The 23,540-nt window shown below is 70.3% G+C and carries 27 protein-coding genes; 18 read left to right on the top strand and 9 right to left on the bottom strand.

The genetic code is table 11. The features are described from left to right. Window positions 1–2: 2 nt before the first annotated feature. The 11 genes from CSR00_RS07875 (at window position 3) to CSR00_RS07825 (ending at window position 8,545) form a co-directional block, all read left to right on the top strand. Window positions 3–188, top strand: coding sequence for a type Z 30S ribosomal protein S14 (locus tag CSR00_RS07875; RefSeq protein ID WP_099021830.1), 186 nt, complete (start codon window positions 3–5; stop codon window positions 186–188). A 106-nt stretch (window positions 189–294) separates the two neighbouring features. After that, window positions 295–693 (top strand): 30S ribosomal protein S8, encoded by a 399-nt coding sequence (rpsH, locus tag CSR00_RS07870; RefSeq protein ID WP_099021829.1) that lies wholly within the window; start codon window positions 295–297, stop codon window positions 691–693. 18 nt (window positions 694–711) lie between these two features. Further along, window positions 712–1,251 carry a 50S ribosomal protein L6 gene (gene rplF / locus CSR00_RS07865; protein ID WP_099021828.1) on the top strand — a complete coding sequence of 180 codons (540 nt, stop codon included), beginning with the start codon at window positions 712–714 and terminating at the stop codon, window positions 1,249–1,251. Window positions 1,252–1,253: 2 nt separating this feature from the next. Further along, entirely contained in the window at window positions 1,254–1,673 is a 420-nt protein-coding gene (gene rplR / locus CSR00_RS07860; protein WP_099021827.1) for a 50S ribosomal protein L18, read from the top strand. A 34-nt stretch (window positions 1,674–1,707) separates the two neighbouring features. Beyond that, on the top strand, window positions 1,708–2,439 hold the full coding sequence (rpsE, locus tag CSR00_RS07855; protein ID WP_099021826.1) for a 30S ribosomal protein S5: 732 nt from the start codon (window positions 1,708–1,710) through the stop codon (window positions 2,437–2,439). 3 nt (window positions 2,440–2,442) lie between these two features. Then, on the top strand, window positions 2,443–2,634 hold the full coding sequence (gene rpmD / locus CSR00_RS07850) for a 50S ribosomal protein L30 (RefSeq protein ID WP_099021825.1): 192 nt from the start codon (window positions 2,443–2,445) through the stop codon (window positions 2,632–2,634). Further along, window positions 2,631–3,074, top strand: a complete 444-nt coding sequence (rplO, locus tag CSR00_RS07845) for a 50S ribosomal protein L15 (RefSeq protein WP_099021824.1) — start codon at window positions 2,631–2,633, stop codon at window positions 3,072–3,074. Before rpmD ends, rplO begins: the two co-directional genes overlap by 4 nt. A gap of 156 nt (window positions 3,075–3,230) precedes the next feature. Then, entirely contained in the window at window positions 3,231–3,584 is a 354-nt protein-coding gene (locus CSR00_RS07840; RefSeq protein WP_099021823.1) for a DUF732 domain-containing protein, read from the top strand. Between the two features lie 55 nt (window positions 3,585–3,639). Then, window positions 3,640–5,445, top strand: a complete 1,806-nt coding sequence (gene sppA, locus CSR00_RS07835; RefSeq protein ID WP_099021822.1) for a signal peptide peptidase SppA — start codon at window positions 3,640–3,642, stop codon at window positions 5,443–5,445. Between the two features lie 268 nt (window positions 5,446–5,713). Further along, the gene (locus tag CSR00_RS07830; protein WP_245905890.1) at window positions 5,714–7,039 is read left to right on the top strand and encodes an MFS transporter; all 1,326 of its coding nucleotides are present in this window, start codon (window positions 5,714–5,716) and stop codon (window positions 7,037–7,039) included. A 39-nt stretch (window positions 7,040–7,078) separates the two neighbouring features. Further along, entirely contained in the window at window positions 7,079–8,545 is a 1,467-nt protein-coding gene (locus CSR00_RS07825) for an NAD-dependent succinate-semialdehyde dehydrogenase (RefSeq protein ID WP_176561955.1), read from the top strand. 37 nt (window positions 8,546–8,582) lie between these two features. Here the strand turns inward: CSR00_RS07825 and CSR00_RS07820 are convergent, their stop codons facing one another. The 3 genes from CSR00_RS07820 to CSR00_RS07810 form a co-directional block, all read right to left on the bottom strand. After that, a complete protein-coding gene (locus CSR00_RS07820) occupies window positions 8,583–9,251 on the bottom strand; it encodes a GntR family transcriptional regulator (RefSeq protein ID WP_099021819.1) in 669 nt (222 codons plus the stop codon). Then, window positions 9,248–9,991: a maleate cis-trans isomerase family protein gene (locus CSR00_RS07815; protein ID WP_176561954.1), complete on the bottom strand. Its 744-nt coding sequence runs from the start codon at window positions 9,989–9,991 to the stop codon at window positions 9,248–9,250. Before CSR00_RS07815 ends, CSR00_RS07820 begins: the two co-directional genes overlap by 4 nt. Window positions 9,992–10,101: 110 nt before the next feature. Next, on the bottom strand, window positions 10,102–10,839 hold the full coding sequence (locus tag CSR00_RS07810) for a maleate cis-trans isomerase family protein (protein WP_176561953.1): 738 nt from the start codon (window positions 10,837–10,839) through the stop codon (window positions 10,102–10,104). A 151-nt stretch (window positions 10,840–10,990) separates the two neighbouring features. Between CSR00_RS07810 and CSR00_RS07805 the strand changes: the two genes are divergently transcribed. The 3 genes from CSR00_RS07805 to CSR00_RS07795 all read left to right on the top strand — a co-directional run bounded on the left by CSR00_RS07805 (window position 10,991) and on the right by CSR00_RS07795 (window position 14,000). Then, the gene (locus CSR00_RS07805; protein WP_176561952.1) at window positions 10,991–12,001 is read left to right on the top strand and encodes a D-2-hydroxyacid dehydrogenase; all 1,011 of its coding nucleotides are present in this window, start codon (window positions 10,991–10,993) and stop codon (window positions 11,999–12,001) included. Next, on the top strand, window positions 11,998–13,410 hold the full coding sequence (locus CSR00_RS07800) for an amidase (protein WP_245905889.1): 1,413 nt from the start codon (window positions 11,998–12,000) through the stop codon (window positions 13,408–13,410). The genes CSR00_RS07805 and CSR00_RS07800 overlap by 4 nt, the downstream gene beginning before the upstream one ends. A 74-nt stretch (window positions 13,411–13,484) precedes the next feature. Beyond that, entirely contained in the window at window positions 13,485–14,000 is a 516-nt protein-coding gene (locus tag CSR00_RS07795) for a DUF3830 family protein (RefSeq protein WP_099021816.1), read from the top strand. A 51-nt stretch (window positions 14,001–14,051) separates the two neighbouring features. Here the strand turns inward: CSR00_RS07795 and CSR00_RS07790 are convergent, their stop codons facing one another. The 4 genes from CSR00_RS07790 to CSR00_RS07775 form a co-directional block, all read right to left on the bottom strand. After that, window positions 14,052–14,987: a class I SAM-dependent methyltransferase gene (locus CSR00_RS07790; protein WP_099021815.1), complete on the bottom strand. Its 936-nt coding sequence runs from the start codon at window positions 14,985–14,987 to the stop codon at window positions 14,052–14,054. After that, window positions 14,984–15,829, bottom strand: a complete 846-nt coding sequence (locus tag CSR00_RS07785) for a class I SAM-dependent methyltransferase (protein WP_099021857.1) — start codon at window positions 15,827–15,829, stop codon at window positions 14,984–14,986. Before CSR00_RS07785 ends, CSR00_RS07790 begins: the two co-directional genes overlap by 4 nt. Window positions 15,830–15,932: 103 nt before the next feature. Then, window positions 15,933–16,844: a class I SAM-dependent methyltransferase gene (locus tag CSR00_RS07780; RefSeq protein ID WP_099021814.1), complete on the bottom strand. Its 912-nt coding sequence runs from the start codon at window positions 16,842–16,844 to the stop codon at window positions 15,933–15,935. A gap of 7 nt (window positions 16,845–16,851) precedes the next feature. After that, complete coding sequence (locus CSR00_RS07775; protein WP_099021856.1) at window positions 16,852–17,823, bottom strand: class I SAM-dependent methyltransferase; 972 nt, start codon at window positions 17,821–17,823, stop codon at window positions 16,852–16,854. A 288-nt stretch (window positions 17,824–18,111) separates the two neighbouring features. Between CSR00_RS07775 and secY the strand changes: the two genes are divergently transcribed. From secY to CSR00_RS07755, 4 genes are read left to right on the top strand one after another with little or no spacing between them, the layout of a single operon-like run. Further along, window positions 18,112–19,437 carry a preprotein translocase subunit SecY gene (gene secY / locus CSR00_RS07770; RefSeq protein WP_099021813.1) on the top strand — a complete coding sequence of 442 codons (1,326 nt, stop codon included), beginning with the start codon at window positions 18,112–18,114 and terminating at the stop codon, window positions 19,435–19,437. Next, window positions 19,434–19,979, top strand: a complete 546-nt coding sequence (locus tag CSR00_RS07765; RefSeq protein WP_099021812.1) for an adenylate kinase — start codon at window positions 19,434–19,436, stop codon at window positions 19,977–19,979. Before secY ends, CSR00_RS07765 begins: the two co-directional genes overlap by 4 nt. Before the next feature lie 8 nt (window positions 19,980–19,987). Then, entirely contained in the window at window positions 19,988–20,791 is an 804-nt protein-coding gene (gene map / locus CSR00_RS07760) for a type I methionyl aminopeptidase (protein WP_099021811.1), read from the top strand. 54 nt (window positions 20,792–20,845) lie between these two features. Further along, complete coding sequence (locus CSR00_RS07755) at window positions 20,846–21,349, top strand: MarR family transcriptional regulator (protein ID WP_176561951.1); 504 nt, start codon at window positions 20,846–20,848, stop codon at window positions 21,347–21,349. 96 nt (window positions 21,350–21,445) lie between these two features. Here CSR00_RS07755 and mmsB read toward each other — a convergent pair whose 3' ends face one another. Further along, on the bottom strand, window positions 21,446–22,324 hold the full coding sequence (gene mmsB / locus CSR00_RS07750) for a 3-hydroxyisobutyrate dehydrogenase (RefSeq protein ID WP_099021809.1): 879 nt from the start codon (window positions 22,322–22,324) through the stop codon (window positions 21,446–21,448). A 23-nt stretch (window positions 22,325–22,347) separates the two neighbouring features. Then, complete coding sequence (locus tag CSR00_RS07745) at window positions 22,348–23,526, bottom strand: acyl-CoA dehydrogenase family protein (RefSeq protein ID WP_099021855.1); 1,179 nt, start codon at window positions 23,524–23,526, stop codon at window positions 22,348–22,350. Window positions 23,527–23,540 lie beyond the last annotated feature (14 nt).

The following is a 23,540-nucleotide window of genomic DNA, read 5'->3' as shown; positions in this document are numbered from 1 at the left end:
GCATGGCAAAGAAAGCTCTGGTCAACAAGGCCCAGCGCAAGCCGAAGTTCGCGGTGCGTGCCTACACCCGCTGCAACAAGTGCGGTCGCCCGCACGCGGTCTACCGGAAGTTCGGCCTGTGCCGGATCTGCCTGCGCGACATGGCCCATGCCGGCGAACTGCCCGGTGTGCAGAAGTCCAGCTGGTAACCGAGCCAGACCACTCATAGACCTACAAATGTAAGGGCGCGGACAGGCCCGCCGGCGCAGAGGTGCTCCGGCCGGGAACCGCCGCGAGGAAGGTGAAACACCTGTCATGACCATGACGGATCCGATCGCAGACTTCTTGACGCGTCTGCGTAACGCCAACTCGGCGTACCACGACGAGGTGACCCTGCCGCACTCGAAGATCAAGGCCAACATCGCCGAGATCCTCAAGAGCGAGGGCTATATCACCGACTACCACACCGAGGATGCCCGCGTGGGTAAGTCGCTGGTGGTGTCGCTGAAGTACGGCCCCAGCCGGGAGCGCAGCATCGCCGGCCTGCGCCGGGTGAGCAAGCCGGGCCTGCGGGTGTACGCGAAATCGACGAATCTGCCTCGGGTGCTCGGCGGCCTGGGCGTGGCGATCATCTCCACGTCCTCGGGTCTGCTCACCGACCGTCAGGCGGCACGACAGGGCGTGGGCGGCGAAGTCCTCGCATACGTGTGGTAGCGGGAAGGGGAGCTAGACATGTCGCGCATTGGTAAGCAACCGGTCCCGGTTCCCACCGGGGTCGACGTCACGATCGACGGGCAGAACCTGTCGGTCAAGGGCCCGAAGGGCACGCTGTCGCTGGAGGTCTCCGAGCCCATCTCGGTGTCCCGCGCCGACGACGGCGCCATCGTGGTGACTCGTCCCAACGACGAGCGCCGCAACCGCTCGCTGCACGGGCTGTCCCGGACGCTGATCGCCAACCTGGTGACCGGCGTGACCGAGGGCTACACCACCAAGATGGAGATCTTCGGTGTCGGCTACCGCGTGGTGGCCAAGGGCAGCAACCTCGAGTTCGCCCTGGGCTACAGCCACCCGGTGCTGATCACCGCCCCCGAGGGGGTGAGCTTCGCCGTCGAGACGCCGACGAAGTTCTCGATCTCCGGTATCGACAAGCAGAAGGTCGGCCAGATCGCGGCCAACATCCGCCGCCTGCGGCGCAACGACCCCTACAAGGGCAAGGGCATCCGCTACGAGGGTGAGCAGATCCGCCGCAAGGTCGGAAAGACAGGTAAGTAGTCATGGCTGATACCAAAACCAACACCGGTACAGGCACCGCCGACCGTAAGCCGGTGGGGCAGAACATCTCCGCGACCCGCCGCACCGCCCGGATCCGCCGCCACGCGCGTCTGCGCAAGCGGGTGTCCGGCACCGCCGAGCGTCCCCGCCTGGTGGTCAACCGTTCCGCGCGGCACATCCACGTGCAGCTGGTCGACGACCTCACCGGCACCACGCTGGCCGCGGCCTCGTCGATCGAGACCGGCGTGCGCGGTGTCGACGGTGACAAGAAGGCCCACAGTGTGCGGGTCGGGCAGCTGATCGCCGAGCGCGCCAAGGCTGCCGGGGTGGACACCGTGGTGTTCGACCGCGGCGGCTACACCTACGGCGGCCGGATCGCGGCGCTGGCCGACGCCGCCCGCGAGGGAGGGCTGAAGTTCTAGTGATGACGGACTTGTTCAACAACGGAAGGACCGCATGATGGCGGACCAGACTTCGGGTGCCGCCGGCGGTACGGCCGCCGGCAGCACCGACAGCAGTACCCCGACCGCCGGCACGCGTACCGACACCCAGCGCGGTGGACGCGACGACCGTGGTGACCGCGGTGGCCGGGGCCGCCGCGACGACCGCGGCGGGCGCGGTGGCCGCGACGGCGGCGACAAGAGCAACTACCTGGAGCGGGTCGTCACCATCAACCGCGTCTCCAAGGTGGTCAAGGGTGGTCGGCGCTTCAGCTTCACCGCCCTGGTCATCGTCGGCGACGGCAAGGGCATGGTCGGTGTCGGCTACGGCAAGGCCAAAGAGGTCCCGGCCGCGATCGCCAAGGGTGTGGAGGAAGCCCGCAAGAACTTCTTCCGCGTCCCGCTCATCGGTGGCACCATCACCCACCCCGTGCAGGGTGAGGCGGCCGCGGGCGTGGTGCTGCTGCGCCCGGCCAGCCCCGGTACCGGTGTGATCGCCGGCGGTGCGGCCCGCGCGGTGCTGGAATGCGCCGGCGTGCACGACATCCTGGCCAAGTCGCTGGGCAGCGACAACGCGATCAACGTGGTTCACGCCACGGTGGCCGCGCTCAAGCTGCTGCAGCGGCCCGAAGAGGTGGCGGCCCGGCGCGGCCTGCCCATCGAGGACGTGGCGCCGGCCGGCATGCTCCGGGCCCGGCGCGAGAGCGAGGCGCTGGCTGCGGCAGCGGCGCGTGAAGGAAACGCATAACCAATGGCAGAACTGAAGATCACCCAGGTGCGCGGTGTCATCGGCGCCCGCTGGCGGCAGCGGGAGAGCCTGCGGACACTGGGTCTGCGCAAGATCCGCCAGTCGGTGGTTCGTGAGGACAACGCCCAGACGCGTGGACTCATCAAGGCCGTGCACCACCTCGTGGAAGTAGAAGCGGTGGAGGGAGCCAAATGAGTGTCATCAAGCTTCACGACCTGAAGCCGGCCCCCGGCTCGAAGACTGCGCGGACCCGGGTCGGCCGCGGTGAGGGCTCGAAGGGCAAGACCGCCGGCCGCGGTACCAAGGGCACCAAGGCGCGCAAGAACGTGCCGGTGACCTTCGAGGGCGGGCAGATGCCGATCCACATGCGGCTGCCCAAGCTGAAGGGTTTCCGCAACCGGTTCCGCACCGAGTACGCCGTGGTCAACGTCGGTGACATCAGCCGCGCGTTCCCCGACGGCGGCAGTGTCGGCGTCGACGAACTGGTCGCCAAGGGGCTGGTGCGCAAGAACGTACTGGTCAAGGTGCTCGGCGACGGCAAGCTGACGGCCAAGGTCGACGTGACCGCCCACAAGTTCAGCGGCAGCGCCAAAGAGGCGATCACCGCCGCCGGCGGCAGCGCCACCGAGCTGTAGGACCGTAGGCACACGCACACGCGAAACCCCCGCCCCGGTGCGGGGGTTTCTGCGTTGCGGGACCGCCGGCAGGTGCGTGCGCGCCGGTGTCGCTAGACTTTGCCGTCTGGGGTCCGTGTGGGGCCGTCGGGGGCCGTTCACAATCGAGGAGCAACCATGATTCGCCACCGACGCACCGCGGGCCTCGTTGCCGCCGCGCTTTGCCTCGGCGCCGCATCCGTGTTCGGCGCCGGGCCCGCGTCCGCCGATGACGCCGATCAGCGATTCAGCGAGGCGATCGACAAGCTCGGCATCCCGCTGGCACCCGACGCCGACGCCCCGGCGATCGGCCACCACATCTGCGACATGATGAAGACCGGGCTGCAACAGAACGTGAACCCGGTCCCGACCGTGCGCGGTGTGGTCACCACCCTGCAGAACAGCGGGGTCGAACGCGGGCAGGCCGTCGGCCTGATGCAGGCCGCGGTGATCCTGTACTGCCCGGAGTACAGCAACGTCATGGGGCGGTAGCCGGGGGGCTGCGTCGACCGACGGCGGCCGTCGGGCGCGTCGGTACGCTGGCCGCATGGTCGCCTTTCTTCCCGCTCTGCCCGGCCTCGACGACGTGCGCAAGCTGACCCGCAGCGTGGACACCGCCCGCCACCACGGTGTGCCGAAGGGCTGCGTCCTCGAGCTCGACCTGCACACCGTGCCGCAGGAGACCGCCGGATTCGACCCGATCGCGGTCCTCAGCGGTGGCCGGCCGATGCTGCTGCGCCACGCCGTCGACGCGATCCACCGGGCCGCCGAGGACCCGCGGGTCGCCGGACTGATCGCGCGGGTGCAGATTCCGGCCGCCGCGCCCGGTCCGGCGCAGGAGCTGCGGGAGGCCATCGCCGCGTTCACCGCCGCGAAGCCGTCGCTGGCATGGGCCGAGACCTATCCGGGCACGCTGTCCTACTACCTCGCGTCGGCCTTCGGCGAGGTGTGGATGCAGCCCTCGGGCACGGTCGGCCTGGTCGGCTTCGCCACCCATGCGCTGTTCCTGCGCGACGCCCTGGACAAGGCCGGCGTCGAGGCGCAGTTCGTCGCGCGCGGCGAGTACAAGTCGGCGGCCAACCTGTTCACCCAGGACCGCTACACCGACGCCCACCGCGAGGCGGACAGCCGGCTGCTGCAGAGCCTGCACGAGCAGGTGTGGAGCGCGGTGGCCGCCTCCCGCGGCATCGAGGTGGCCGGGATGGACGCGTTGGCCGACCGGGCGCCGCTGCTGCGTGAGGACGCCGTCGGTGCCAAGTTGGTGGACCGGATCGGCTTCCGGGACGAGGCCTACGCGCGGATCGCGGAATTGACCGGCGCCGAGGGCATCTCCCCGGAGACCGGTGAGGCCGACGGCGAGGGTGCGCCGCCGCGGCTGTATCTGTCCCGCTACGCCAAGGCGACCGCGCCGGGGCACGGGCCGGCCACCGCCCTGCCAGGCCTGCCGGCGCTGCCCGGGCGCAAGGACAAACCGGCGATCGCGGTGATCACCCTGTCCGGGCCGATCGTCAGCGGTCGGGGCGGGCCGCAGCTGTTGCCGATCGGCAACTCCAGCGCCGGGGGCGACACCATCGGCGCGGCGCTGCGCGAAGCCGCCGCCGACGACGACGTCGCCGCGATCGTGCTGCGGGTCGACAGCCCCGGCGGGTCGGTGACCGGGTCGGAGACCATCTGGCGCGAGGTGGAACGGGCGCGCAGGGCCGGCACCCCGGTGGTGGCGTCGATGGGTGCGGTGGCCGCCTCCGGCGGGTACTACGTGTCGATGGGCGCCGACGCGATCGTCGCCAACCCGGGCACCATCACCGGCTCGATCGGCGTGGTCACCGGCAAGTTCATCGCCCGCGACCTCAAGGACCGCCTCGGCGTCGGGTCCGACGCGGTGCGCACCAACGCCAACGCCGACGCCTGGTCGGTCAACGCCCCGTTCACCCCCGAGCAGCAGGCCCAGGTGGAGGCCGAGGCCGACCTGTTCTACACCGACTTCGTCCAGCGGGTGGCCCAGGGCCGGGGCCTGAGCGTCGAGGAGGTCCACGAGGTGGCCCGGGGGCGGGTGTGGACCGGAGCCGACGCCGCCGAGCGCGGCCTGGTCGACGAACTCGGCGGGCTGCACACCGCGATCCGGCGGGCCAAGACGCTGGCGGGCCTGGAGCCCGACGCCGAGGTGCGCGTCGCCCATCTGCCGGGCTCGTCGGTGCGTGACCTGCTGCGACCCAAGCCGTCCTCGCAGCCTGCGGCCGGTCTGCCGGAGGCGATCACCGCCCTGGTCGCGGGCTCGGTGCGCTCGGCGCTGGCCCAGGCCGAGACGGCGCTGACCGGCGCCCACGTGCTGTGGTTGGGCTCCACCCGGTTCTGATGAACCCGCGCTGCGCTGCGGTTACGATCCGGTAACCGCAGCAGCCGGGCGTTTGCTTTGCCCCGGAACGGGCAACCAGACTCTCCGTAAACAAGTGACGGCTTGGCCCCGCGGTGGTTGAGAGAGCAGCCCGTGCCGTCTACGCGGAAATAGTCATCGCCGGGTGCCGTGTCGCGAGACACGAGGAGATCCGGTGACTGCTGAAAACCCTCCGTCAGACCGCCAGTCGAGTGCCGCCAGCTCCGTTGAGCAGGAACAACCCCCCGGCGTGCTCAGACGCGCGATCGCCGCGTCGGCGATCGGTAACGCCACCGAATGGTTCGACTACGGCATCTACGCCTACGGCGTCAGCTACATCTCCACCGCGATCTTCCCCGGGGACACCGAGAGCGCGACGCTGCTGGCGTTGATGACCTTCGCGGTTTCCTTCCTGGTCCGCCCGCTGGGCGGCTTCATCTGGGGTCCCCTGGGTGACCGGTTGGGCCGCCGGCAGGTCCTCGCCGTGACGATCATCCTGATGTCGGGCGCCACCTTCTGTGTGGGCCTGGTTCCCTCCTATCACCAGATCGGCCTGTGGGCGCCGGTGCTGCTGGTCGTGCTGCGGATGATCCAGGGCTTCTCCACCGGGGGTGAGTACGGCGGCGCGGCCACCTTCATGGCCGAGTACGCGCCGTCGCGGCGCCGCGGTTTCCTGGGCAGCTTCCTGGAGTTCGGCACCCTGGCCGGGTTCTCGCTGGGGGCCTTCCTGATGCTCGGGTTCTCCCTGGTGCTCACCGACTACCAGATGAACACCTGGGGCTGGCGGCTGCCGTTCATGGTCGCCGCGCCGCTCGGCCTGGTCGGCATCTACCTGCGGTCCAAGCTGGAGGACACCCCGGTGTTCAAGGAGTTGGAGACCTCCGGCGGGGAAGAGAAGAACATCGGCACCGAGTTCAAGGACCTGCTGATGCGCTACTGGGGTCCGATCCTGCGGCTCGGTGGCCTGGTGGTGGCGCTCAACGTCGTCAACTACACGCTGCTGTCCTACATGCCGACCTACCTGGAGACCTCGATCGGGTTGTCCACCGACGTCTCGCTGGTGGTCCCGATTCTGGGCATGCTCGCGATGATGGTCTTCCTGCCGTTCGCCGGGCACCTGTCCGACCGGGTCGGGCGAAAACCGCTGTGGTGGGTGTCGCTGGGTGGCCTGTTCATCATGGTGGCGCCGATGTTCATGCTGATGTCGACCAACGCCGTGGGCGCGTTCGTCGGGTTCGCGATCCTGGGGCTGCTCTACGTGCCCCAGCTGGCCACCATCTCGGCGACCTTCCCGGCGATGTTCCCGACCCAGGTGCGCTACGCGGGTTTCGCGATCGCCTACAACGTGTCGACGTCGGTGTTCGGTGGCACCGCACCCGCGATCAACGAGTGGCTGGTGGAACGCACCGGCGACAACCTGTACCCGGCGTACTACATGATGGCCGCGTGTGTGGTCGGTGCGATCGCGCTCATCAAGGTGCCCGAGACCGCCCGGTGTCCCATCGGGGGCACCGAGATCCCCGGCACGCCCCAGGCGCCGCCGCCGCTGGAGTACGAGATGGCCGGCAGTCGGTGAGCTTCCTGCTACGGTCCCCACTGGCGAAAGGGGACTGCAGTGAGTGAGGGGCCGGACGTGTCGGCGATCGTCGCCGGTGTCGAGAAGCGGTTGTTCGTCGACGGCAAGTGGGTCGATGCCACCGACGGGCGCACCTTCGACGTGGTGAACCCCGCCACCGGGGCGCCGCTGTGCGCGGTGGCCGACGCATCCCCGGCCGACGGGCGCGCAGCCCTGGACGCCGCGGCGGCCGCGCAGCGCTCCTTCGCCGCCACCACGCCGGCCGAGCGCGCCGACATGCTGATGGCCGCCTTCGCCCTGCTGCACGAGCGCATCGACGAGCTGGCGTTGTTGATGACCCTGGAGATGGGCAAGCCGGTGGCCGAGGCGCGCGGTGAGATCGCCTACGCCGCGGAGTTCTTCCGGCATTTCGCCGGGGAGGCCACCCGCATCGACGGCGGCTACCAGCGGGCCCCGTCCGGGTCGGCGCGGTTCCTGATCGCGCGCCAGCCGGTGGGGCCGTGCCTGCTGATCACACCGTGGAATTTCCCGATGGCGATGGGCACCCGCAAGATCGGTCCCGCGATCGCCGCCGGGTGCACCAGCGTCATCAAGCCGGCCCACCAGACCCCGTTGTCGATGCTGGCGTTGATGGGCATCCTCACCGAGGCCGGTGTGCCACCGGGCGCGGTCAACTGCGTCACCGCCATGGACGCCGGCGGGGTGATCGAACCGCTGATCCGCTCCGGGCTGGCCCGCAAGCTGTCCTTCACCGGCTCCACCCGGGTCGGCAAGATGCTGCTGGAGCAGTGCGCCGAGAAGGTGTTGCGCACGTCGATGGAGCTCGGCGGCAACGCCCCGTTCATCGTCTTCGGCGACGCCGACCTCGACGAGGCGGTCGAGGGCACGATGGCCGCCAAGATGCGCAACATGGGGGAGGCCTGCACCGCGGCCAACCGGATCTACGTGCACGAGTCGGTCATCGACGAGTTCGGCCGCCGACTGGCCGAGCGGATGGCCGGCCTGCGGGTCGGGCCCGGCGTCGCCGACGGTGTGCAGGTGGGTCCGCTGATCGACGACGCGGCGCTGCACAAGGTGGAGGCGCTGGTCTCCGACGCGGTGGGCCGCGGCGCGCGGGTCCTCACCGGCGGGACCGCCGCGGGCGGAGAGGGCTACTTCTACTCGCCCACGGTGCTGACCGGCGTGCCTTCGGAGGCGCGGATGGCCAGCGAGGAGATCTTCGGGCCGGTCGCCCCGCTGACCCCGTTCACCGACGAGGACGAGGTGATCGCGGCGGCCAACGACACCGAATACGGCCTGGTGGCCTACGTGTTCACCAACGACCTGCGGCGGGCGCTGCGGGTGGCCGAGGCCCTGGAGACCGGCATGGTGGGCCTCAACCAGGGCGTGGTGTCCAATCCGGCGGCGCCGTTCGGCGGGGTCAAGGAGTCCGGACTGGGCCGCGAGGGCGGCGCGGTCGGCATCGACGAATTCCTGGAGACCAAGTACATCGGCGTCGCGATGTGAGACCGGCCGACCCGACGGGCAGGCCGGGTGCGGCAGGTCAGTGGTGGGTGGCCAACGTGTTGTTGAGCCGCTCCACCGCATCCTCCATGTGGTTGATCAGCAACTTGTCCGACAGGTGCACGTCGCCGGACTGGATGGCGCAGGCCAGCGCGCGGTGTTCGGCCACCCGGTCACCCGGGGTGGCGTAGCCGTCGGTCTGGGCGTGCATGCACATACGGGTCTCGACCAGATAGGTCTGGTGCATCCGGTAGAGCCGCGGACTGTCGGCGAGCTCGACCAGCCGCTCGTGGAAACTGATGTCGGCCTCGGTCATCCCGGTCGGGGTGGGGGCGGCCGCCATCTCGTCGACGATCGCGAGCAGCACCTCGCCGGCGGCCGCGTACTCGCTGGGCTCGCCCCGCAGGATCTTGCGGGTGGCCGCCCGCTCGATGGCCTCGCGCGCCAGGTACATGTCGCCGACCTCGTCGGGGTTCATCTCGGTGACGAACAGGCCGCGGTTGCGGATCGAGACCAGCAGACCCTCCTGGGTCAGGCGCTGCATCCCCTCACGCAGCGGTCCCCGGCTGACCCCGAGCCGGCGGGCCAGCTCCGCCTCGCCGAGCTGTTCACCCGGTTCGAATTCGCCGTGGGCGATGGCCTGGCGCAACTTCTCGGCGACGATGCTGGGAGTGGACTCCTGGGCCACCGGTTCGAGGAAGCTGCTCACGACGCCTCCCTGAACAGCGTGCCCAACCCGGGCAGGGCCGGTACCGGTCCGATCAGCTGCAGCCCCTTCCAGACCGTCACCTGGTTGGCGGTCAGGACCGGTTTGCCGACCGCGGCCTCGAGGTCCTCGATGATCTCCAGCGTGTGCATCGCGGTGTCGGGGACCAGGACCGCCTCGGCGTCGGGATGATCGGCGGCGGTCACCATCGCCACCACCTGCTCGGGCACCAGCGTGCCGACCTCGGCGGCGGTGATGATGCCGTGGCTGCCCATGGCCACCACGTCCACGCCCCCCGCGGACAGGAACGACACGAAGTGCCGGGCGACATCGTCGGGGTAGGACGCGGCCACCGCGACCCGGCCGATGTTCAGGTGCCGCAACGCGTCGACGAACGCGATCGAGGTCGACGACGCCGGCACCCCCATGGTCGCCGCCACGGCGCCGGCCTGGTCGCGGGCACCCTCGGGTCCGAAGACGAAACTGCCCGAGGTGCACGCCCACATCACCGACTCGGGTTCGGCCGCCGCCAGGCGGGCCGCGCCCTCGGCCAGACGTGCGGTGCTGCCGAGGTCAAGCAGCGCGTCGACCCGGTGGGCGTCCTCACCGACCTCGGTGATCACCACCGGAAGGCGCACCGGCGCGGCCGACTGACCGCCCATCCGGTCCCGCAGGGCCTTCTCCAGGATGTCGAAGTCGTCCTCGGCGCTGTGACCTGGGTAAAGCAGGCCGACGGTCGGCATGGGATCTCCTGGCTCAGGCGTCGTTGCGAGGCGCGGTCCATCGACGGCGTCCGCCGATGGTCAACACGATCGTCAACAATGGTAGCGGCCGGCCCTTCGGCGCGGACCCGTCAGGCCTCCAGCAGTCGCTGGCCGTCGCCGACCGCCTTGCGGCCCGCGATGGCCAGCGCCGCCCACATGGTGACCTGGTTGGCGCTGATCACCGGCTTGCCGAGTTCGGCTTCCAGCGGTGCAATCAGGTCATACGTCGGCAGATTCGTGCAGCTGATCACGATGGCCTCCGCGTCGGGACGGTCGGTCCTGCGGACCAGCTCGGCGGTCGTCTCGTAGGGCACCGTCCAGATCGACGCGGTGAGCTCCAGGCCCGCGTTGGCCACCACCTCGACACCGCCGGCGGCCAGATAGCTCGACAGCCCCGAGGTCAGGTCGGCGGTGTAGGGGGTCACGGTGGCGACCCGGGACACGTCGAGGTGACGCAGCGCGGTGGCCAGCGCGCCGCTGGTGGTCAGCGCCGCGGGCGAGCCCGCCGAACGCATGGCCGCGACCAGCGCCGTCTCGCCGGCGACGCCGCCGACGAAGCTGCCCGAGGTGCAGGCGTAGGCGGTCACCAGCGGGGAGACCGCCAGCACGTCGGCGGTGCCGGCGGCCACATGGATGGGGTCGGAGACCTGGCGGGCCAGCTCCATGGTGACCGTCAGGGGCAGGTAGGGCAGCCGGGTCAGGAACAGGCTGATGTCGTGCGGAACCCACCGCCACAATTCGCGGTCGAGTGCGAAGTCGTGAGGCGCCACAACACCGATGCCCACCTGCTGCAATGGTGGGGGCGGCGTCACGTCCGCGATGCTCATCTGCACAGTGTGAGGCCGCGACGCCCCCGCGGCAACAGATTGTTGACAATCCTACGGAACGTTTTTCTGGCCGTTTCACGGGGCTACATTCCGGAAACGTTGCGCGGGGTGGACGTGCGCGCCGCGGCCCCGGTTGGCAGTATCGGAGGACGTGGGTACTCCGACGATCGCTGTGCTGTGTGAGAACGCCACCGATCGTCCGCCCGGCCTCGAAGAACTGCCCGTTGAGCTGCGGTTTTGCACGGCGGACGACCTGTCTGCGGCGGTACGCGGAGCGCAGGCGCTGTTGCTGTGGGACTTCTTCTCCACCGCGGTCCGCGACGTCTGGGACGACGCGGACAGCCTCGAGTGGATCCACGTGACCGCCGCCGGGGTGGACACGCTGCTCTTCGACGCGCTGCGCGAGTCCGACGTCGTGGTCACCAACGCCCACGGGGTGTTCGACCGCCCGATCGCCGAATACGTGCTGGGTGCGGTCATCGCCCACGCCAAGGACAGCCGAGCCAGCTTCGACCTGCAGCGGCGGCACCGGTGGAAACACCGGGAGACCCGCAGCGTCGCCGGGGCGCGTGCGTTGGTGGTCGGGACCGGCGGCATCGGCCGCGAGATCGCCCGGCTGCTGCGCGCGGCCGGCCTGCAGGTACGGGGCGCGGGGCGGACCCCCCGCTCCGGTGACCCGGATTTCGGCGAGGTGGTCGCCAGCGCCGACCTGGCCGCCGAGGTCGGCTGGTGTGATCATCTGGTGCTGGCAGCCCCGCTGACCGAGGCCACCCGCGGCCTCGTCGGCGCCGCGGTGCTGGCGGCCATGAAACCCGATGCGCACCTGGTCAACGTCGCGCGCGGACCGATGGTCGACGAGGCCGCCCTGCTGGCGGCGCTCGACGGCGGCGGCATCGCCGCGGCCACCCTGGACGTGTTCGACCGCGAGCCGCTGCCGGCCGACCACCCGCTCTGGGATGCGCCCGGGGTGACCGTCACCGCGCACATGTCCGGTGACGTCGTCGGGTGGCGCGACACCCTGGCCGCCCAGTTCACCGCCAACGTGCGGCGCTGGCTGGCCGGCGAGCCGTTGCACAACGTGGTGGACAAGCGACTCGGCTACATCCCCGGGATCCCCGGGATCCCCGGGGCGGGCCCCGGAGCGTCGAAAGGTGCGCAGTGAACGCAGAGGCACTCCCGGAAGCGGTGGACCTGATCGAGGGATACCGGTCGGGCACGTTGTCACCGGTGGAGGCCACCCGGGCCGCCCTCGACGCGATCGACCGGTACGACGGGGCGCTCAACGCGTTCATCCTGGTCGACGCCGAGGGCGCACTGGCGTCGGCGCGGGCCTCCGAACAACGCTGGCGGGCCGGGTCCCCGTTGGGTCCCGGGGACGGGGTGCCGACGTCGATCAAGGACGCGCTGTGGACGCAGGGCTGGCCGACGCTGCGCGGCAGCTGGCTCATCGACGAGGCGGGCCCGTGGGAGGAGGACGCGCCCGCGGTGGCGCGGCTGCGGGAGACCGGCGCCGTGCTGCTGGGCAAGACCACCACCCCGGAGTACTCGTGGAAGGGCGTCACCGATTCGCCCCGCTACGGCGCGACGGGCAACCCGTGGGATCCCACCCGCACCGCCGGTGGTTCCAGCGGCGGCAGCGCCAGCGCGGTCGGCGCCGGTATGGGGCCGTGGTCGGTCGGCACCGACGGCGGCGGTTCGGTGCGGATCCCGGCGGCGTTCACCGGCACGGTGGCGCTCAAGGCGACCTACGGGCTGGTGCCGGCGTACCCGCCCAGCCCGTTCGGCACGCTGGCCCACATCGGCCCGATGGCGCGGTCGGTGCGCGACACCGCCGCGCTGATGGACGTCATCACCGGATTCGACCCGCGCGACTGGTCGGCGATGCCCACCCCGGAGGGCTCGTTCCTGGTGGCCGCCAGCCAGGGATCCGACCTGTCGGGGCTGCGGGTCGCGTTCTCGCCGAACCTGGGGTTCGCGCGCAACGAGCCCGACGTCGACGCCGCGGTGCGGCGGGCGGTGCTGGTGCTCGCCGAGGCGGGAGCCCACGTCGAGGAGGTGGACCCCGGGTTCGCCGACCCGGTGGAGGCCTTCCACGTGCTCTGGTTCGCCGGTGAGGCCAAGGTGCTCCAGGGCCTGCTCAACGGCGAGAACGAAGAGCGGGTCGACGCCGGGCTGCGCCGCACCGCGGCGCTGGGCGAGACGTACTCGGCGTCGGACTACCTCGACGCCACGGCCGAGCGGATGCGCCTGGGCCAGCTGATGGGCCGGTTCCACCGGAACTACGACGTGCTGGTGACACCGGCGCTGCCGCTCACCGCGTTCCCGGTCGGCCGCGACGTGCCCGACGGCTCGGCCTCACCGGACTGGACCAGCTGGACGCCCTACACCTATCCGTTCAATCTGACCCAGCAGCCCGCGCTGAGCGTGCCGTGCGGGTTCAGCACGGCGGGCCTGCCGATCGGGTTGCAGATGGTGGGCCCCCGGCACTCCGACGCGCTGCTGCTGCGGGTCGGCCAGGCCTACCAGGACGCCACCGAGTGGCACCGTGCGGTGCCGCCCCTACTGACCTGACCGCTGACCTGACGCTGCCGACCCGGCCCTGCTGACCTGACTGCCGACCCGACCCCGCCGATCAAGGAGATTCGATGACCAGACTCATCACCGTGTCGCTGGACAAGCGCGGGGTGCGGTGTGTCGCCCGGCTGCTCGAGGCGGCCGCCCCGCGCACCTGCGCGGCGGTGTGGGACGCGCTGGCCGACGGGCGCACCCTCTCCGCGCAGGTGTTCCACGGCAAGTACGCCCGCAACGAGATCTACACGCTGCTGCCGCCCTTCGCCGCGGACCCGGGCAAGGAGAACACCACCGTCACCCCGATTCCGGGCGATCTGTGCTGGTTCTCCTTCGATTCCGACGACCTGGGCAACCCGGCCTACGGTTACGAGAACACCACGGGGACCGGGACCACCGGGGCGATCGTGGATCTGGCGTTGTTCTACGGGCGCAACAACCTGCTGATCAACGGAGACCAGGGCTGGGTTCCCGGCAATGTGTTCGGTGAGGTCATCGAGGGCCTGGAGGAGATGGCCGCGGCCTGCCAGGACCTGTGGATGGGTGGCGTGCGGGGGGAGACGCTGACCTTCGCCCGGGCCGAGGGCAGCTGAGGCGGTCGAGGGGCGGGCCGGGTGCCCAGCGCCGCACACGGGTGCGGAGATCTACTCCCCGGCACCGTCCAGGGTGGCGCTGACATAGACGATCTCGCCCAACGGATCCTCGCTGGCCACGGTCGGGATCGGCCGTCCGAAGCGCTGGAACAACTCGTCGCGCGGGACCCCGGTCACCCGCCAGCCCTTGGCCTGCAGGTACTCCATGACGTGGCTGCGTTCCCCCGCGTAGACCAGCGCGCCCATGTCGATGTCGAGTCCCTGGGCCCGCAGCGGCGCCGACATCTCCCGTGCCCGTTCGGCGTCGAACTCGCGGATCCCGGGGGCGTACTCGGTGGCCACGGTGCTGCCGGGCGCGGACAGCTCGGTGATCTGGTCGAACAGCCGGTCCTGGGCCTCGGGTGGCAGGTAGATCAGCAGGCCCTCGGCCAACCAGGCGGTCGGCTGGGCCGGGTCGAAGCCGGCGGCGGCCAGCGCGGCGGGCCAGTCCTCACGCAGATCGATCGCCACGGTGCGGCGGGTGGCGGTGGGCTCGGCGCCGAGACCGGCCAGGGTGGTGGACTTGAACTCGATCACCCGGGGCTGGTCGATCTCGTAGACCACCGTGCCCGCCGGCCAGGTCAGCCGGTAGGCCCGCGAATCCAGCCCCGAGGCCAGGATCACCGCCTGCCGGACTCCGGTGCCAGTCGCCCCACCGGTCGCCCGGGTGAAGTAGTCGTCGAAGAACTTGGTGCGCACCGCCATCGCGTCGATCATGGCCTGCACCCGCTCCGGGGAGGCGTCCGGAATCGTGTCCAGATCCAGGTCGCCGTCGAGCATCCTGGTGAAGAATTCCAGGCCCACGGCGCGCACCAGAGGTGCGGCGTAGGGGTCGTCGATCAGCGGGTCGGCGGCCGCCGAGGCCATCGCGCGTCCGGCCGCGACCATGGTCGCGGTGGCGCCGACACTGGAGGCCAGGTCCCAGGAGTCGTCGTCGGTCCGGGTCATCTCATCAACTCCGCGGTCAGATAGCCGCCGTCGCCGAACGCGGCGGTCAGCGGATTGTCGGGATAGTCGAATCCGTGTGAAGCATAGGAGTCGCGGGCCCGCAGCACGCTCGGCGCCCAGCCCAGACCGCGCAGGTAGTCGGCGACCAGATTGCGTTCCCCGCCGTACATCAGGTCGGCCATGTCCAGATCCAGGCCGACGCGCCGCCAGCTGTCGGTCAGGAACTTGGCGGTGTCGTCGGAGAAGGCGTCGGCGGTGGGGGTGTGCTCGGTGGCGACCCGGCTGCCGGGCGCGGACAGGTCGGTGATCCGGTCGAACAGCCGGTCCTGGGCCTCGGGCGGCAGGTAGATCAGCAGGCCCTCGGCGATCCAGGCCGTCGGCCGGGCCGGGTCGAAGCCGGCCGCGCGCAGGGCGGCGGGCCAGTCCGCACGCAGGTCGATGCCCACGGCGCGGTGCTCGGCGGCCGGCTCGGCGCCCAGGCCGGCCAGCGTCGCCGTCTTGAACGCCATCACCTCGGGCTGGTCGACCTCGAAGACCACGGTGCCGACCGGCCAGGCGAGCCGGTAGGCGCGGGTGTCCAGCCCGGCGGCGAGGATGACCGCCTGGCGGATGCCCGATCCCGCGGCCCGGATGAAGAAGTCGTCGAAGAAGCGGGTGCGCACCGCGATCTGTTCGTCGGCGGTCCGACCCTTCACCAGGGGGTCGGCTTGGGTGTCGGTCTCACCGTCGATCATCGCGGTGAAGGTCGGCGAGCCGACGGCGCGCACCAGCGGCTCGGCGAACGGGTCGTCGAGCAGGGCGTCGGACCCGTGCGAGGCCCGGGCCCGCCCGACCGCGACCATGGTGGCGGTCGCTCCCACGCTGGAGGTCAGATCCCAGCTGTCGCCGTCGGTGCGCGGGGAGTTGGCACGGGTGTTCACGGGTGGTTGTCCTTACTCTGTGCTGTCACTGTTTGACGGCGGTCACGGCCAGCGAGTTGCGCAGCTGTTCGACCGTGGCGTCCTGCGGGTAGGTGCGGCCGTACTGGGCGAACACCTCCGGGCGGGTCCGGGTGCTCACCGTCCAGCCGCGCTCGCTCAGGTAGTCCACGACGTGGCTGCGGTCGCCGTCGTAGAACAGTTCGCCGAGGTCGATGTCGAAACCGTGGTCGCCCCACTGGCCGACCATCTCCTGGGCGCGCTGGCTCAGCGTGCGCGACAACTCGCCGCCGTGGAACTCGGTGGCCAGCATGCTGCCCGGCGCGGACAGGGCGGTGATGTCGTCGAACAGCCGGTCCTGGGCCTCGGGCGGCAGGTACATCAGCAGCCCCTCGGCGCTCCAGGCCACCGGGCGGGCGGTGTCGAGCCCGTGCTCGCGCAACGCCGTGGGCCAGTCCTGGCGCAGGTCGATGGGCACGGTGCGGCGCTGCGCGGTCGGCTGCGCCCCCAGCGCGGCCATCGTGGCCGATTTGAACTCGATGACCTCGGGCTGGTCGATCTCGTAGACGACGGTGCCGTCCGGCCACGGCAGCCGGTAGGGGCGCGCGTCGAGCCCGGAGGCCAGGATGACCGCCTGGCGGACGCCGGCGCGGCCGGCGTCGAGGAAGAAATCGTCGAAGAACCGGGTCCGCACCGCCATCACGTCGGTCATCAGCGCAACCCCCGCGCCGGCCTCGCCGTCACCGGGGATCTGCAGTTCGCCGTCGACGAGCCTGGTGAAGAAGTCGATACCCACCGCGCGTACCAGCGGCGCGGCGAACGGATCGTCGATGATGGCGCCCGGCTCGGTGCTGGCCAGGGTGCGTGCGGCCGCGACCATGGTCGCGGTCGCGCCCACGCTGGAGGCCAGGTCCCAGGTATCGGAGTCCGAACGTGCCATGGGGTGGCTACTTCGTGGCGGTGACGTAGGCGACGTTGGCGAAGTTGGCCTGGCCGTCCTCGTCCTCCTCGGCGTCCTCCACGGCACCGTCCACGGCGCCGGCCTGGGGGGTACCCAGCCCGTAGCGGCGCATCAGATCGGTGCCGCTGGTCGCGTCGGCCCGCCAGCCGTGCCTGGCCAGGTATTCGGTGACCTCCGCGCGCTCGCCGATGTAGACCAGCTGGGAGAAGTCCAGGTCGAATCCGTGCGCCCGCCAGTGGTCGGTGACGGCCTGCATCCGCTCCCGCACCGTGTCCTCGTCGTAGTCGTCACTGTGCAGCACCCCCTCGGCGGCCAGCCGGCTGCCGGGGGCGCTCAGCGCGTCGACGTCGTCGAGCAGCTTGTCCTGGGCCTCGGGCGGCAGGTAGCCGAACAGTCCCTCGGCGATCCACGCGGTCGGCTTGTCCGGATCGAGTCCGGCCTCGCGCAGCGCGGCCGGCCAGTCCTGGCGCAGGTCGATGGGCACGGTGCGGCGCTGTGCGGTCGGCTCCGCACCCAGCCCGGCCAGCGTCGTCGTCTTGAACTCGATGACCTCGGGCTGGTCGATCTCGTAGACCACCATGTCCGCGGGCCAGGTCATCCGGTAGGCGCGGGCGTCGAGCCCGGAGGCCAGGATGACGGCCTGGCGGATGCCGGCCTCGGCGGCGGCGGTGAAGAAGTCGTCGAAGAAGCGGGTGCGCGCGGCCATGCCGTCGGTGAAGCGGTCCATGTTCCCGACTCCGCCGGTCTCCTCGGGGTCGAGGTCGGCCGGCGTGAGCTCGCCGGTGGCCAGGCGGGTGAAGAAGTCGACGCCGACGGCCCGGACGAGTGGCTCGGCGAACGGGTCGTCGATCACCGGGTCCGGCCCCCGGCTGGCGACCGCCCGCGCCGCGGCCACCATCGTGGCGGTCGCCCCCACGCTGGATGCCAGATCCCAGGTGTCGTTGTCGGTTCGCGCCATCGTGGGGTCGTCCTTTCGGTCGGGATTGCTCGGCACAGTAATTAGGTAATTTAACGACTTTGGTGCCGAGCTTACGCCCAACAAGCTGAGAGACACCTGAAGGGTTTCGCGGCCTCGGCTGATGCGGGCGGCGGGGAGGTGAACTGTTACTCTCGTAGACTGTTTGAGGCCCGACGCCGCAGGCCACGCCTGCCCGGGTCGGCATCCGACACACAGACTGACAATGACGCTGGCCAGGCCAGCCCCATCGGCACGCCGCGACATCAGCCCGGCTGCCCAGGAGGAAGAGTGCTCTCGGCTTTCATCTCTTCGCTCAGGACGGTCGACCTGAGGCGGAAGATCCTATTCACGCTGGGCATCGTCATCCTCTACCGGGTCGGTGCCTCGCTGCCCTCGCCGGGGGTCAACTACCGGAACGTGCAGCAGTGCATCGACCAGGTCAGCGGTGGCGACTCGGCGCAGATCTACTCCCTGATCAACCTGTTCTCCGGTGGGGCGCTGCTGCAGCTGTCGGTGTTCGCCGTCGGCGTCATGCCCTACATCACCGCGAGCATCATCGTGCAGTTGCTCACGGTGGTGATCCCGCGGTTCGAGCAGCTCCGCAAGGAAGGCCAGGCGGGTCAGGCCAAGATGACGCAGTACACGCGTTATCTGGCGGTCGCACTGGCGATCCTGCAGGCCACCTCGATCGTGGCGCTGGCCGCCAACGGCGGGCTGCTGCAGGGCTGCTCGCTGGACATCATCTCCGATCAGAGCATCTTCGCCCTGGTCGTCATCGTGATCGTGATGACCGCCGGCGCCGCCCTGGTGATGTGGATGGGCGAGCTGGTCACCGAGCGCGGCATCGGCAACGGCATGTCCCTGCTGATCTTCGCCGGTATCGCCGCGCGCATCCCGTCGGAGGGCAAGTCCATCCTGGACAGCCGCGGCGGCATGGTCTTCGCGCTGGTCTGCGTGGCCGCGCTGATCATCATCATCGGCGTGGTGTTCGTCGAGCAGGGCCAGCGCCGCATCCCGGTGCAGTACGCCAAACGCATGGTGGGTCGGCGCATGTACGGCGGCACCTCGACCTACCTGCCGTTGAAGGTCAACCAGGCCGGCGTCATCCCCGTGATCTTCGCGTCCTCGCTGATCTACATCCCGCACCTGATCACCCAGCTGATCCAGAGCGGCAGCTCCAACCCGGGCACCGGGTGGTGGGACCGCTTCGTCGCGAACTACCTGACCAACCCGGCGGACCCCGTCTACATCACGATCTACTTCGGGCTGATCATCTTCTTCACCTACTTCTACGTCTCGATCACCTTCAACCCCGACGAGCGGGCCGACGAGATGAAGAAGTTCGGCGGCTTCATCCCGGGCATCAGGCCCGGCAAGCCGACCGCGGACTACCTGCGTTACGTGCTGAGCCGGATCACCCTGCCGGGCTCGATCTACCTCGGTGTGATCGCCGTGCTGCCGAACCTGTTCCTCGAAATGGGCAACGGTGGCGGCGTCCAGAACTTGCCGTTTGGCGGCACAGCGGTTCTGATCATGATTGGCGTCGGTTTGGATACCGTCAAACAGATCGAGAGCCAACTCATGCAGCGCAACTACGAAGGGTTCCTCAAGTGAGAATCGTGTTGCTCGGTCCGCCCGGCGCGGGAAAAGGCACTCAGGCCGTCAAGCTGGCCGAACAGCTCGGGGTTCCGCAGATCTCCACCGGCGATCTGTTCCGGCACAACATCAGCACCGGCACGCCGCTGGGGATCGAGGCCAAGAAGTACCTCGACGCCGGTGACCTGGTGCCCGCCACGCTGACCAACGCGCTGGTGGACGACCGTCTCGACGATCCCGACGCGGCGGGCGGGTTCATCCTCGACGGGTTCCCCCGTTCGGTGGAGCAGGCCGTCGCGCTCGACGAGATGCTCACCAAGCGCGGCGTCAAGCTGGACGCGGTGGTGGAGTTCCGCGTGCCCGAGGACGAACTGGTCGAGCGACTCAAGGGCCGCGGCCGCGCCGACGACACCGAGGACGTCATCCGCAACCGGATGAAGGTCTACGCCGACGAGACCGCCCCGCTGCTCGAGCACTACAGCTCCGACCTGAAGACGATCGACGCCGTGGGCTCGATGGACGAGGTGTTCGCCCGGGCCCTGCAGGCGCTCGGTCGCTGACGCGCCCCATGGTGTCGGTGCCGAGGCTGCGCAGCCGCAAGGTGGTTCCGCAACGCAGCGACGGTGAACTCGACGCGATGGCCGCCGCCGGGGCGGTCGTCGCCCGGGCGCTGGCCGCGGTGCGTGAGGCCGCCGCGCCCGGGGTGTCCACGCTGGCCCTCGATGAGATCGCCGAGGCGGTGATCCGCGACGCCGGCGCCGTGCCGTCGTTCCTGGGCTACCACGGCTTTCCCGCGTCCATCTGCGCGTCGGTCAACGACCGGGTGGTGCACGGCATCCCGTCGGGCTCGGAGACGCTGGCCCCCGGCGACCTGGTGTCCATCGACTGCGGAGCGATCCTGGACGGCTGGCACGGCGACTCGGCGATCACCTTCGGGGTGGGGTCGCTGATTCCGGCCGACGAGAACCTCTCGGCGGCGACCCGCCAGTCCATGGAGGCCGGGATCGCCGCGATGGTGCCGGGCAATCGGCTCACCGACGTCTCCCACGCGATCGAGTCCGGCACCTACGCGGCCGAGGAACGCTTCGACCGGCGCTTCGGCATCGTCGAGGGGTACGGCGGGCACGGCATCGGCCGCCAGATGCACATGGACCCGTTCCTGCCCAACGAGGGGACGCCGGGCCGCGGCCCGATTCTGGCGCCGGGCTCGGTGCTGGCGATCGAGCCGATGCTCACGCTGGGGACCGTCAAGACCCGCGTGCTCGACGACGAGTGGACCGTCGTCACCGCCGACGGCACACGCGCGGCGCACTGGGAGCACACCGTGGCCGTCACCGACGACGGCCCCCGCATCCTGACTCTGCTCGCCTGACCGGGGTCGCCCTTGCCCGGCGCGACCCGCCCGCGGATGCGGTATGAAGAGCGGATGCTCGATCATCCGGAGAAGCCCGACCCGATCGCGCAGGCCCGTACCAACTGGGAACGCGCCGGCTGGGGCGACGTCGCCGAGGGGATGGTCGCGGTCACCTCGGTGATGCGCGCCCATCAGATTCTGCTGGCCCGCGTCGAGACCGCCCTGCGGCCCTACGACCTCAGCTTCTCCCGCTTCGAGCTGTTGCGGCTGCTGGCGTTCAGCCGCAACGGGGCCCTGCCGATCACCAAGGCGTCGGACCGGTTGCAGGTGCACGTCACCAGCGTCACCCACGCGATCCGCCGGCTGGAGGCCGCCGGGCTGGTGCGCCGGCTGCCGCACCCGACGGACGGGCGGACCACGCTGGTCGAGATCACCGACCTGGGCCGCTCCACCGTCGAGGACGCGACGGTCACCCTCAACGACAAGGTGTTCGCCGACATCGGGATCACCGCCGAGCAGTCCCGTGCCCTGGTGACCTCGATCGAGACGCTGCGGCACAGCGCCGGCGACTTCTGATCACGCCGAGACTGCAACTTGTGTACGCAACCCCCGAGTGGGGTCGCCACAACCTGCAGGTTCGGCGTGATCAGCCGCGACGGTCAGCCGCGACGGTCAGCGCAGGGTCTCGATGATGGCGCTGAAGTCGAGCGCGGCGTTGTCCTGGTCGGCCTTGGCGAATTCGGCGTAGATCTCGGCGGCGTGCGAGCCCAGCGGCGCGGTGGACCCGCTGCTGTGCACCGCGTCCATCGCCAGTCCGAGGTCCTTGTTCATCAGCGCCGTGGCGAAGCCGGGCTTGAAATCGTTGTTGGCGGGGGAGGTCGGGACCGGTCCCGGCACCGGGCAGTTGGTGTGCACCGCCCAGCAGTTGCCGGTGGCGCCGGTGATGACGTCGAACAGCGACTGCGCCGGCAGGCCCAGCTTCTCGGCCAGCACGAACGCCTCGCCGACCGCGATCTGCTGAACGGCCAGGACCATGTTGTTGCACAGTTTGGCCGCCTGGCCGTTGCCCGAGGCGCCGCAGTGCACCACCTTGCCGGCCATCGGCTCCAGCGCCGGGCGGGCACGCTCGACGGCGTCGTCGGCGCCGCCGACCATGAAGGCCAGGGTGCCGGCGGTGGCGCCCTTGACCCCGCCGGAGACGGGCGCGTCGATCTGGGCGAAGCCCGCCCCGGTCGCCTGCGCGTTGATCTCGCGGGCATCGGCCACCGAGATCGTCGAGGTGTCGATGAACAGTGCCCCCTTGTCGGCGGCCGGCAGCACCTCGGCGTAGCAGGCTTTGACGACGCCACCGTTGGGCAGCGAGGTGATCACCACTTCGGCGCCCGCGACCGCCTCGGCGCCGCTGTCGAACACCTTGATGCCCTTGGCTTCTGCGGCCTCCTTGAGCGCGGGCACCGGATCGAAGCCGCGAACGGTGTGCCCCGCGGAGACCAGATTGGCGGCCATCGGCCCGCCCATGTTGCCCAGACCCAGAAATGCGATCGTCGTCATCGACTCTCCTTTGTTGACCAGACCTACGCAGACGCGCGGGCGCGGGCCGCGGCGGCCCGGCCGATCACGACCCGCATGATTTCGTTGGTGCCCTCCAGGATCCGGTGCACCCGCAGGTCGCGGACCACCTTCTCCATGCCGTACTCCTTGAGATAGCCGTAGCCGCCGTGCAGCTGCAGCGCCTGATCGGCGACCTCGAAGCAGGCCTCGGTGACGTGCAACTTGGCCATCGCGCACAGCTCCACCTTGTCCGGCGCGTTGGCGTCCAGCGCGGCGGCCGCGCGCCAGAGCATCATCCGTGAGGTCTCCAGCGCGGTGGCCATGTCGGCGAGGGTGAACCGGATGGTCGGCTCGTCGAGCAGGGCGCCGCCGAAGGCCACCCGGTCGCGCACATAGGCCGCGGCCTGGTCGTAGGCGAACTGTGCGCCGCCCAACGAGCACGCCGCGATGTTGATGCGCCCGCCGTTGAGGCCGTTCATCGCGATCCCGAACCCGGCGCCCTCGCCCTCCGGCCCGCCCAACATGGCCTCGGCCGGAACCCGCACACCCTCGAAGATGACCTGCGCGGTGGGCTGGGCGTTCCAGCCCATCTTCAGTTCGTCGGTGCCGAAACTGAGCCCCGGAGTGTCCTTCTCGACCAGGAACGCCGAGATGCCGCGTGGTCCGGAGTCGGGTCCGCCGGTGCGGGCCATCACCACGTAGACATCGGAGGTGCCGGCCCCGGAGATGAACTGCTTGACCCCGTCGAGCACATAGTGCGAGCCGTCCCGGACGGCCCGGGTCCGCAGCGCCGCCGCGTCGGACCCGGCCCCCGGTTCGGTCAGGCAGTACGAGGCGATGGCCTGCATGGCCGCCAGCCGGGGCACCCAGGTCTTGCGCTGTTCCGGGGTGCCGTAGCTGTCGACCATCCACGCGCACATGTTGTGGATCGAGATGAACGCGGCCACCGTCGGGTCGGCGTAGGCGAGCTCGGAGAAGATGCGCGCGGCGTCGAGCCGGCGCAGCCCGCTGCCGCCGATGTCCTCGGAGCAGTAGATCGCCGCCATCCCCAGTTCGGCCGCGTCACGCAGCGCGTCGATGGGGAAGTGCTTGTCGGCATCCCAGTCCAGGGCGTGTGGTGCGAGCCGTTTGGCGGCGAACGCGCGGGCCGTCTCGGCGATCACGCGTTCGTCGTCGTCGAGCTCGAACGGGTTGTCGGCCATGGTCATCGGTGGTT

This window comes from Mycolicibacterium palauense (genome assembly GCF_002592005.1).
In the GTDB taxonomy this organism is placed as follows: Bacteria; Actinomycetota; Actinomycetes; order Mycobacteriales; family Mycobacteriaceae; genus Mycobacterium; species Mycobacterium palauense.
Note: the sequence above shows the minus strand (reverse complement) of the source record. Positions and strands in the feature narration are given on the sequence as shown.